Source organism: Niabella pedocola (genome assembly GCF_021044425.1).
In the GTDB taxonomy this organism is placed as follows: Bacteria; Bacteroidota; Bacteroidia; order Chitinophagales; family Chitinophagaceae; genus Niabella; species Niabella pedocola.
The window spans coordinates 2,886,122-2,896,547 of the sequence record NZ_JAJNEC010000005.1 but is presented as its reverse complement, the minus strand read 5'-3'; the positions used below and the strand labels follow the sequence as shown (position 1 = coordinate 2,896,547).

The window sequence follows — 10,426 nt, the reverse complement described above, 5'->3', positions numbered from 1 at the left end:
TTGCTTTTCACAATGCACCTCGATCATTTTTAATCAACCCTCGGCCCGCGCGATCGTCCTTTCTTACAGCCGGATATGAAATAGCCCCACAATGACGCTTTATAGGCCGCAGATTCGCTGATTAAAGAATAAGGCCAAGCCATCTGCGCATCTGCGGCGAAAAACACTTTGCTTCACAATGCACCTCGATCATTTTTAATCAACCCTCGGCCCGCGCGATCGTCCTTTCTTACAGCCGGATATGAAATAGCCCCACAATGACGCTTTATAGGCCGCAGATTCGCTGATTAAGGAACAAAGCCCATCCATCTGCGCATCTGCGGCTAAAAACCTTATGCTTCACAATGAACACAGATCACTTTATTATGAGTCAAGATCAATGCCAACCATTTGCGCATCTGCGGCGAAAAACAAAAAAGTTGCCGATATGCACCGGCAACTTTTACCTATTAAACCAACAAAACTAAGCGCTTTATTTAGGGCCGCCCTGACCGGGTGTGCCACCATTACCGCCACCATCGCTGGCACGGTTCTTTTCATCATCCAGACCGGTTTTACGCTGGCGCGCAGATTTGATCTGGGCACTACCAAAACGGTAGGTAAAGTTCACTTTAAACTGACGGCTTTCCCAGTTGGCACCTACACGGGTGTACTGCCCGGCATAATCGCTGGTACCACGGAAACGCATGGTTTTGAAAATATCGCTTACAGAAGCTTTAAGCGTACCCTTGCCCTGTAATACCGTTTTTTGCAAACCGGCATCCACAAATCCCATAGCCTTTCCCTTAAACGCGCCCTGCCATACAAACGGAGAAACATACAGCGTGCTCAGTTCCGCCGTCCAGGTTTTGGCAAACCGCAGCGTACTCTGGGTAAACAGGTTGGCCGAAAACGCATCGGTATTGATCACCCGGCTTCCGCCGCCGAAATCCGCCTTGAACTTGGAATAGTTAGAGCTAAGATTGGTAAACAAACTGTACGATTTGTAGCTGAACGGATAGCTGATGTTCAGGCTGATCACATCCTGCGACGCCAGGTTTTTGGTAGTCTGGAAAGATTTGGATCCCTCCGTTACGTCCACAAGCTGCGCAAACATGTCCCGGATATGACTGTAATTCAGGGTGGTGTTCAACTTGTATTTATATGTATGGGTAATACCAAAGCTATTCGTATACTGCGGCGTTAACTGTGTATTCCCCTTCATATACGTATAATCATTCAGCGCAAACTCAAAGGGATTCAACAAGCTGTAGTTGGGGCGGTCGATCCTCCGGCTGTAGGTAAAGTTCCACTGGCTCATCGGGTTCTTATTGAAGGTGATGGCCGCGCTGGGGAACAGGTCGGTATAATTCCTTTTGAGCGTTGAATCATAGTTATCATACCGGCTCGAACCGGAGTTCCATACCAGCCCCGTAGAACGACCTTCGGAATTGGTATTCTCCACCCGCAGACCCGCCTGTATCAAAAATCCTTTAAACTGGCGGTTATAATTCACATACCCCGCATTGATGTTTTCCTTATAATCGAATTTGTTGCTGTTATTCAGGTCCTGCTGCTCTGTAGGCCCGTTATTATCAAACCGCTGAAAGTCGTTATTGGTATTTACCCATCCCAGTTTAAAACCATAGCCTAAGGTTCCTTTTAAAAACCGCTGCTGGTAATCGGTTTTGATGGAGTAGATATCGATACCGGTGGGTGTATACATGCGGTACAGGTTCTTCTTCAAAATGGTGGATTCATCCGCAGCATAATAAATATTGGAGATCCGCTGGTTATTCTTATTATCAAAACGGGCATAATCCAGGTCGATATTCAGTTCATGACCCGAAGTATCCGCATATTTATAGTTTGCATTCAGGTTGTAGTTATCCCGGTTGCCCTTGGTGATCGTATTGGCCTGCAGGATCCGGTCTACAATGCCGGTATTCTTGGGTGTGATCGGCATGGGACCGCTGCTGTTAAACCCGTCGTCATTCAACGTAGCATTTCCCATTACGCCAACGGTGCTTTTACTGTTGATATAATAATCTACGCCTGCCTTTATATTATGGCTTTTACGATCCATAATCATATTGGTGCGCTGGTCAAATAAGGTATCAGCCACGTCCCTATTCAGGGTGAGGATATTGTTGTTCAGGCCCTGGCTATAGTTGTAATTACCATAGGCATTGAATTTCTTGCCCCGGTGGTTCAAGGATAGTCCGCCGTTGTATTTACTGAAAACACCCACATTGTATCCCGCCGTAAGCGTTCCGTTGGTACCCAGTGATTTATCCTTTTTCAGCCGGATATTGATGATGCCGGCATTACCCGCCGCTTCATATTTGGCGGAAGGATTGGTGATCAGCTCAATGCTTTCGATGCTGGTAGACTGTATGGACCGCAGGTAGTTACCCAGCTCCGATCCTTTTAACGGACTGGGTTTACCGTCGATATATACTTCTACACCGTTTTTACCGGCCATGCTGATGTTATCGTCCTTATCCACCATCACGCCGGGCGATCTTCTTAAAAGGTCGATGCCGTCGTTACCCGTAGCGTTTACGGTTCCTTCCACATTTACGATCATCTTGTCGGCCTTTACTTCCACCAGTGGCCGGCGGGAGGTAACCACCACACCGGTAAGCTGGGTGCCGCTTTTTTCCAGGGTAATGGGCTCCAGCTTCAGGCTGGTTCCATTATAGTCGAATGCCGGAGAGTAACCGGAGGCATACCCAACACTGGTAGCCATTACCAGGTAGCGTCCGCTGCCAATGGCCTCAAACTGGTATCCGCCGTCGGCCTTCGCTGCATTTAATTTTACAATTGAAGAGTCTTTTGCATTTAATAAAGAAACCGTCGCTTTTTCTGCCGGCTTTCCCGCATCATCTTTTACGTTCCCTGAAATCGTCTGAGCCTGTGCCGTTGCCTGAAATAGAAATAATAGGGCCGGTGCTAATAGTAGTTTCATCAGTTTGTTTTTTATTTTTTGTAGTCTGTTCGAACTTCGCTGGTAGTTATTTCCTGGTTTAAGAAAAAATCATCATGCGTTGTTTCAATAGTTCGTTGTTATTTTTTGAAGCAGCAAACTTAGGCTGAAAATCGCAACCAGCGAACAGGATGCCGCTTAATGGCAAAAAAACTCCTGCGAACGGTATTTTTTGCCGGACAAGCTGCCGGCCGTTGCAACCTGCAACTATTTTGATGAACAATGCCGGATAAATCAAAGGTGCTAAGGATCTTATAAAAAAAGCGGCACCTCAGAGAGGCCCGCTTTCACGATCATTGTTATTATTTTATAGGGCATCGCCTCGCACGGGACAAACCGTTTGTGGCCTGATTTTTTTTGTCATTCTTATCCACCACCGCTTTTTACCCGGTTTTGTTCATCATCAGCACCTCCGGTGCGACGACGGGCGGGTTTAATATTTCCCTTGCCAAACTTATAGGTAAACGAAATATTATACTGGCGATTGTCCTGGCGGCGGTCGTTGGCAACACTCAGATCCACATCTGCGTAACGGGAGTAGCCGCTGAAATTGCTGGTACGCAACAGGTCCCTTACACCAATTTTTACCGATCCGTTTTTGTTGAATAACTGCTTGGCCAGCGCAATATTCATGGCACCCATAGGGCGCGCGATCATCAGACCTTCAGACGGACTGGAACTATACCAGCCGCTTAACTCAGCAGACCATGTTTTGGCAAAGCTGAAGCTGTTCGTCATATTAGCATCCACATTGTTTACGTTCAATGCTACCGGAATATTTTTAGTTCCATCGGTATACAATCCTTTGTACTGGTTATTAAATACGCCGCTGTACAGGCTCAGATTCCACCATTTAAACAGCTGCTTGTTGGCCGAAACCGAAAAGCCCCATTGTTTTCTTTTGCTGAAATTTTCGGTGGTTTGAAAAGCCGTTTTCTTTTCGGTGTTTTGCTTGATGAGCTGTGTAATGATATTATTGGTTTGGGTATGACTTACGGTAAACGTAAGAAAACGGTTTAGGGTGTGACTCACTTCCACCCGGTTGGAAAATTCCGGCTGCAGATAAGGGTTCCCCTGTCCGTAAGTAAGCGAATCCAGGAAGAACACAAAGGGATTCAGATCGTCATAATCGGGTCTCCGGATCCGGCGGCTGTAAGCCATGCTCAACTGGTTTTTATCATTGAAGCTGTATACCGCGCCCACATTGGGAAACAGGTTGGTATAGTTGCGTTTAAAACTGCTGTCGCTGGTTACCTGCGTGCCTTTCGCGTTGGTATTTTCCACCCGCAATCCGCCGGTAAATTCCCATTTTTTTATGGTGGCGGTCATGATCGCATAAGCCGCATTGATGTTTTCTTTATAAATAAAATGGTTGGTACGTTGCCCGTCCAGGTACCAGCCGGTGCTGGTGTCCCGCCGGTACAGCACATTGTTATCCGTATTTACAAAACTGCTTTTGAGGCCCGTTTCCAGTTTCAGATTCTTGCTAAACGGATGTACATAATCCATTTTGCCGCTGTAGATATGAATAATGGAGGGAAAATCCCCATTGAGCAGTACCGTATTTCCGCGTTTGCTGTTATCCGGGTTGTACACATTGGTGGTTAAAAAGTTGCTGCCCCGGCTTTCATAATAACCCTGGTCAAAATCCATTGAGAATTCGCGCCCGGTCGAATCAAACGTATGCTTGTAGTTCAGGTTGGTATTGATGTTCCGCGATTTGTTGGAATTAAAGGCATCCGAAAGAAAAACAGTATTTACGGTTCCATCTGCATCCCTCAGATTGGAAGCACTTTCCTGCCAGTTTTTCCAGGGGTTGATATTGCCCGTAACCACCACGCCGGCCACATCCTTCGAAGAGAAATTATAGTCAAAACCCAGTTTCCCGTTATGCCACTGGCTTTTATTGTGCCGGTCTGTCGTTTGGTCTGAAGATCCTGAGAAGTTGCCATCCTTATAAAAATTACGATGAATGGTCAGGGTGCCCAGTCCTTCCCATACACCGCCGTTATAACTTCCAAATACGTTGATCTTATTATTCCGGTAATTAAAATTGGCGCCACCGTTGTATTTGGGATAAAACCCCTGGGCATAGTTCAGGTTCACGTTTCCGTTCATGCCTTTTACCACCCCTTTTTTGGTTTTGATATTGATTACACCTGCCCCACCGGCAGCATCGTACTTAGCCGGGGGATTGGTCATGATCTCGATCTGGTCCAGCCCGCTGGCCTGGATGCTTTTTAAGAATGCCGCCAGTTGTGTACCGTTTAAATAGGTTTGCTTGCCATCGATCAATATCAGTACGCCGCCCTTGCCTTTAAGACTCACATTGCCATCCGCGTCTACCGATACACCCGGCGATTTTTCCAGGATCTCCAGTACGTTCAGCCCGGCATTGGTAGGAGAAGCATCCACATTCACTACGGTTTTTCCGGCCTTTATCTCAACGGGAGGGCGTTTTGAGGTAACCACTACCCCCGTCAGTTGCGTATTGGCTTTTTCAAGTACGATCGCCTGCACGGTGGCATCCTTACCATCAACCCTCACCGGCGCCGAATAGCTTTTTGCATATCCCACATTGGAGGCCATTACAAGGTAGGTTCCGGCGGCCAGCTGATTGAACCGGTATTTACCGGTCTTATCCGCGGCGGTCAGCATCTGTACGGAAGAATCTTTGGCATTTAAAAGGGTAATAGAGGCTTTTTCCATTGGTTTTTCATCGGCGCCGGTTACATTGCCAGAAATGCTTTGTGCCTGTACGCCTGCACTCCATAAACAAACCCCGGCTATTATTAGCTTTTTCATATTGATCTCATTGTTTGCAACAAAACTATTGCTCCGTTTTCCTTATAACCAGCTCCTGCCGGTAAATGGGGTAAAACACCCGTTAATTGTGATAAAATGCCATTTGAACGGATCGGGCAATATTCCTGAAACTGTGTTTCCGGATGTCGAACCGGTAACCGGAGCTACTGATTCCTGATACAATAAATCGTACGGCAGCAGGAAATGTTACACGGATCTGACCGTTTTTGAGAAAATAACCATCCCTTTAAAAATTATTCCTATAAAAATGGAATATTGGGTTCCTTTACTCATATTTGTACTCAAAAATATTGTTATGAGTTATCCTGAAACCTTGCGTTATACCAAAGATCATGAATGGGTTAGCCTTGAAGGCGATGTGGCCACTGTTGGCATTACTGATTTTGCACAGAGAGAACTGGGCGACATCGTTTACGTAGAAGTAGAAACGATTGGTACTTCTTTAAAAGCAGGTGATGTTTTTGGTACCGTTGAAGCCGTAAAAACGGTTTCAGATCTTTTTCTGCCGGTTGACGGAGAAGTTACCGAACTCAACGAGGCACTGGGCAATGCTCCCGAGCTGGTGAACACAGATCCCTATGGCGAAGGCTGGATGATCAAAATGAAAGTATCGAATCCTGCAGATGTGGCCGCCTTGCTGGATGCCGCAGGGTACCAGTCATTGGTCGGTTAATCAATGCCGGAGCAAAAAATAAACGGATCATCTATTTAATAACATTTCAAAGCCATTCACCTTGTGTGATTGGCTTTTTTATTTCTAATCTATAAAATGGTATGTTGGTGAAAACAGGTTATGTTTTTTTGGGCGCTTGTCTTTATTTTATGCTGACCATCCTGCTGCTGACCCTGCCGGGATCTGCGTTTCCACAGGAAGATTTCTTCAGCAAAATTCAACTCGATAAATGGATCCATATCGGCATGTTCTCCCTGTTGGTGCTGATCTGGAACTTCTGGCTGATGAAAAAAAAAGGCGGTGGTCAAAAATTATTCAGCGCCTTCCTGATGATCAGCATCGGCGCGCTGGTTTACGGCATTGTGATGGAATATGTTCAAAAATGGTATGTTCCAAACCGGTCGTTTGATACGGGAGATATTATTGCAGATGGGGCAGGAGCAGCAATTGGCTTATTAGCAAGTGTTTACCTATACAAAAAAATAGACCCCTGTGGAAACAGGGGTCGCAACCAAAACTAACTGCTTATGAGAAAATTGACTATCTTTTTTTAAATTTCTTATCGTTGTTCTTTTAATAGAAACGCAATATTCTTGCCATTTATTACAATCGGAATGTTAAAATAATGCAAAACCGATTTTTCAAACTATTTTTCTACAAACAAAGAACGTGTACATCATACATAAAGCAGAAATTATGCCAAACGCGGAAAACTATTTAAAAAATCCGGAAATTAAATTGGCCAATCCCCCGGATTGCTGGGTTTGCTGATGAGTTTGTGCATTTTGCGTTACCTGACCAATGATCTGGCTGATGTCGATGCCGCCCTGCTGACCAGAAACCTGGTTGAGCAATCCCTGGAAATCGAACCCGCCGGTTGCAGAACCCGTACTATTGCCGCCGCCGGTTAAACTGCCGATCAGGCCGTTGAGATTAAAACCACTATCCTGCGGATCATTGCTTACCGTGCGGTTTACCAGGCTGTTAAGCACGCTCGGAATCAGGTTGCTGGCAATATTATTGGCTGTAGCCGGGTTTAGGTTCACATTAGAAACCAGCCGGTTTGCCAGGTGTCCGATCATCATGCTTACGATGGGGTTGCTTAAAATACCATTGCCTCCCTGGCTTTGACCCCCACCTGTAAATAAGGAAAGAATGTTTTGGAGTCCGCCGCCGCTGGCCATGTTCTGAAACCCGCTGGTAATGGTATTAGCAGTCTCTGCCATCACCTGGTTGTTGTACTCATTGGGAACATCGGGGTTTTCAACAACGGACTGCTGCCCGTATTGTTTTACAAGGTTCAGGATCTGATCTAACATTTTGTTTTCGTTTTAGGTGTAAAAAATTTACTACAAAATAAGATCAATACCGGAAAATCAGGAATTTTTCTTTTCATTACGCCACCACCGGATCCCCAGGAAAGCGATCAGGGCCAATGGCAGAAAGGCCAGGTAAAGAATCCCCGAATTAAAACCCTTGGCCGGACCATCGCCCATTTGCTGCGTGGTTTTAGTGCAGATGGAGCACTGGGCATATGTCTGCACCGTTTGAATAAGACCCAACACCAAAACAGCTGCAAACAGCACTTTCTTTTTCATTGCGCAAAATTACTTGATTGTTCTTGTTTATTAAACAACCATACCCCGGAAATGTTGCCGCTCTTCCGCTAACAAACCGACCTGCCACCGTTTTAAAAATTCGGAATCGCCATTTGTTAAAAAATACACCGGCCACCCGGTAATAAAAAAATATAACTATATTTATAGTTCAAGAACGGTTGTACAAAACGAAGAGGAAGGGATTGAGGAATCATTCATACAGCTTATGGCATGCGCTACGGACAACCTTCTCTTTTGATATAGCGCTTATGGTACAACAATCGGATGGCTTTCGCTTTTACATGTAAAATTCCATATTGGAAATTTTAAAGGACTGCAGGACGTATAAACCTAAAACAACATACATATGAAATCAAAATTTTTGCTTACGCTCCTGCTGGCCCTGGGTCATTTTTTTACATGGGCGCAATATTCCAATCTCCGGTTTACGCCGGCCCAGCCCAAGCCGGGTGATGTTATCCGGTTTGAATATGACCCCACCGGCACACCCCTGGAAAAGACGGGAACCATTACGCCGGCCATTTTCCTTTACGATGGAACCATACGGGCAGCAGAAGTAACCGCCTCCAAAACAAATGGTAAATGGACGGGCAGCATCCCCACCAACGACACGGCCAAGGCCCTGCTCATTACTTTTAAACAGGATAACCAAATGGATAATAATAAGGAGCAGGGCTATTCTTTATTATTAATGCAGGAAAATAAACCGGTAAAAAATGCGGCCGTTGGCATGGCGGCTTTAAACGATTTTGGCGGCTTTATGCTGGACATGAAAGTAAAACCGGAAACCAATCTGGCCCTTTATAACCAGGAATTTGAAGCCCATCCCGAACTTAAAACCAGGCATGCCAGCCCCTATGCACGCCTTTTAATGGCCGCCGATAAAGAAAACGGGAAGAAAAAAACAGAAGCGCTGGTCAGAACATTACAGGAAAAGTCAGATAAAACGGAAACCGATTATATCACCTTACAAAACCTCTACCGCGCCCTGAAAGACAATGACCAGGCAGCGCAAATAAAAGAGCAGATCGCAGCACTGTATCCCAAAGGAGCCGCTGTCAAAATTGACCGGCTCAATGCATTATACAGAGAGCGGGATATTGAAAACCAGCTGCTGATGCTGGATACCCTGGAAAAAGATTTTCCGGCAATGAATGCCGCCGATGAAAAAAGCTATGCCAGCATGCGCAGGAGTATGTATGGTCAGGCCGCCTATAATGCCGGTGTAGCCCGGAAATGGGCCGACTTTAATAGATACATCGCCAAAACGGAAAGTAACACGGCGTTGGCGCTTGCTTACAATGAAACTGCCTGGGAGCTTTCCGGAAAAGGGCTGGATAAAAAAGGCGATAGTTTACAATTTGCAAAAGCCCTGTCGGCCAAGGCCTTGGCCAGCATAAAAAAAGAACTGGCAGCCCCCGTTAATAAGCCCGATTACCGTACTAAGGCCGAGTACCTAAAAGGCCTGGATTATACCCTTGGAAATTATATGGATACCTATGCGCTTATCTTATGGAAACTAAACGAACGCGCCGCCGCCCTGAAAGTGCAGGAAGAAGCCGTTCAAAAAACCGGTAAAACCAATACCGAGATCATTGAACGCTACCTGGTGTTTAAAGAAAAGATAAAAGGTAAAAATGCAGTGCAGCAGGAAATCGAAGACCTGATCCGGGAAGGCAAGGGTACGGCAAAAATCACCGCACTTTTAAAGGGCATTTATGTTTCTAAAAACAAGTCGGATAAAGGATATGCCGCCTACCTGGACAACCTGCTGGCCGCATACCGCGTAAAGTTGAAAGATGAGCTGAGAAAACAAATGATCAATGAACCTGCGCCGAAATTTGCGTTGAATGACCTGGATGGTAAAAAAGTATCCCTCGAATCTTTAAAAGGAAAGATCGTGGTGGCGGATTTCTGGGCCACCTGGTGCGGCCCCTGCCGGGCCTCCTTCCCCGGTATGCAGAAAGCACAGCACCAGTTCCAGAACGACGCGGATGTAAAGTTCCTTTTTGTAAATACCCGGGAAGGCGCACAACCCGGCGAAATGGTATCCAAGGTGGGCGACTTCGTTAAAAAGAATAAGTATGATTTTCATGTGCTGCTGGATGCGGATAATAAGGTTTCCGACAATTTTGCGGTAGATGGCATTCCGGCTAAATTCCTGATCGATGGCAACGGTAATATCCGTTTTAAGGTAGTGGGTTTTGATGGCAATACCGATAACCTGGTGGAAGAGATGCGGGCGATGATTGAAGTGATGCGGAACTGAATGGTGAAATATAGCAAAGCAGATATGTGAACAATCAATGTTTAACCACATAGGCACATAGACGGGACTTC

The 10,426-nt window shown here is 45.8% G+C and carries 7 protein-coding genes; 3 read left to right on the top strand and 4 right to left on the bottom strand.

The features are described 5' to 3' along the window. Window positions 1-472: 472 nt before the first annotated feature. Entirely contained in the window at window positions 473-2,950 is a 2,478-nt protein-coding gene (locus tag LQ567_RS19440) for a TonB-dependent receptor (protein WP_231007316.1), read from the bottom strand. Window positions 2,951-3,334: 384 nt separating this feature from the next. Continuing rightward, window positions 3,335-5,773 (bottom strand): TonB-dependent receptor domain-containing protein, encoded by a 2,439-nt coding sequence (locus LQ567_RS19435; RefSeq protein ID WP_231007315.1) that lies wholly within the window; start codon window positions 5,771-5,773, stop codon window positions 3,335-3,337. Between the two features lie 316 nt (window positions 5,774-6,089). Here LQ567_RS19435 and gcvH point away from each other — a divergent pair, with 316 nt between their 5' ends. Next, entirely contained in the window at window positions 6,090-6,467 is a 378-nt protein-coding gene (gene gcvH / locus LQ567_RS19430) for a glycine cleavage system protein GcvH (protein WP_231007314.1), read from the top strand. 101 nt (window positions 6,468-6,568) lie between these two features. Beyond that, window positions 6,569-6,988: a VanZ family protein gene (locus LQ567_RS19425; protein ID WP_231007313.1), complete on the top strand. Its 420-nt coding sequence runs from the start codon at window positions 6,569-6,571 to the stop codon at window positions 6,986-6,988. 192 nt (window positions 6,989-7,180) lie between these two features. Here the strand turns inward: LQ567_RS19425 and LQ567_RS19420 are convergent, their stop codons facing one another. Next, window positions 7,181-7,786, bottom strand: a complete 606-nt coding sequence (locus LQ567_RS19420) for a hypothetical protein (protein ID WP_231007312.1) — start codon at window positions 7,784-7,786, stop codon at window positions 7,181-7,183. A gap of 57 nt (window positions 7,787-7,843) precedes the next feature. After that, the gene (locus tag LQ567_RS19415; protein ID WP_231007311.1) at window positions 7,844-8,065 is read right to left on the bottom strand and encodes a hypothetical protein; all 222 of its coding nucleotides are present in this window, start codon (window positions 8,063-8,065) and stop codon (window positions 7,844-7,846) included. Window positions 8,066-8,432: 367 nt separating this feature from the next. Between LQ567_RS19415 and LQ567_RS19410 the strand changes: the two genes are divergently transcribed. After that, window positions 8,433-10,355 carry a TlpA family protein disulfide reductase gene (locus LQ567_RS19410; protein WP_231007310.1) on the top strand — a complete coding sequence of 641 codons (1,923 nt, stop codon included), beginning with the start codon at window positions 8,433-8,435 and terminating at the stop codon, window positions 10,353-10,355. Window positions 10,356-10,426: the final 71 nt, after the last annotated feature.

Excerpts from the sequence above, each read along its gene's own strand:
- LQ567_RS19440 (WP_231007316.1), bottom strand. The coding sequence starts at position 2,950 with ATGAAACTACTATTAGCACCGGCCCTATTATTTCTATTTCAGGCAACG.
- LQ567_RS19435 (WP_231007315.1), bottom strand. The coding sequence starts at position 5,773 with ATGAAAAAGCTAATAATAGCCGGGGTTTGTTTATGGAGTGCAGGCGTA.
- gcvH (WP_231007314.1), top strand. The coding sequence starts at position 6,090 with ATGAGTTATCCTGAAACCTTGCGTTATACCAAAGATCATGAATGGGTT.
- LQ567_RS19425 (WP_231007313.1), top strand. The coding sequence starts at position 6,569 with ATGTTGGTGAAAACAGGTTATGTTTTTTTGGGCGCTTGTCTTTATTTT.
- LQ567_RS19420 (WP_231007312.1), bottom strand. The coding sequence starts at position 7,786 with ATGTTAGATCAGATCCTGAACCTTGTAAAACAATACGGGCAGCAGTCC.
- LQ567_RS19415 (WP_231007311.1), bottom strand. The coding sequence starts at position 8,065 with ATGAAAAAGAAAGTGCTGTTTGCAGCTGTTTTGGTGTTGGGTCTTATT.
- LQ567_RS19410 (WP_231007310.1), top strand. The coding sequence starts at position 8,433 with ATGAAATCAAAATTTTTGCTTACGCTCCTGCTGGCCCTGGGTCATTTT.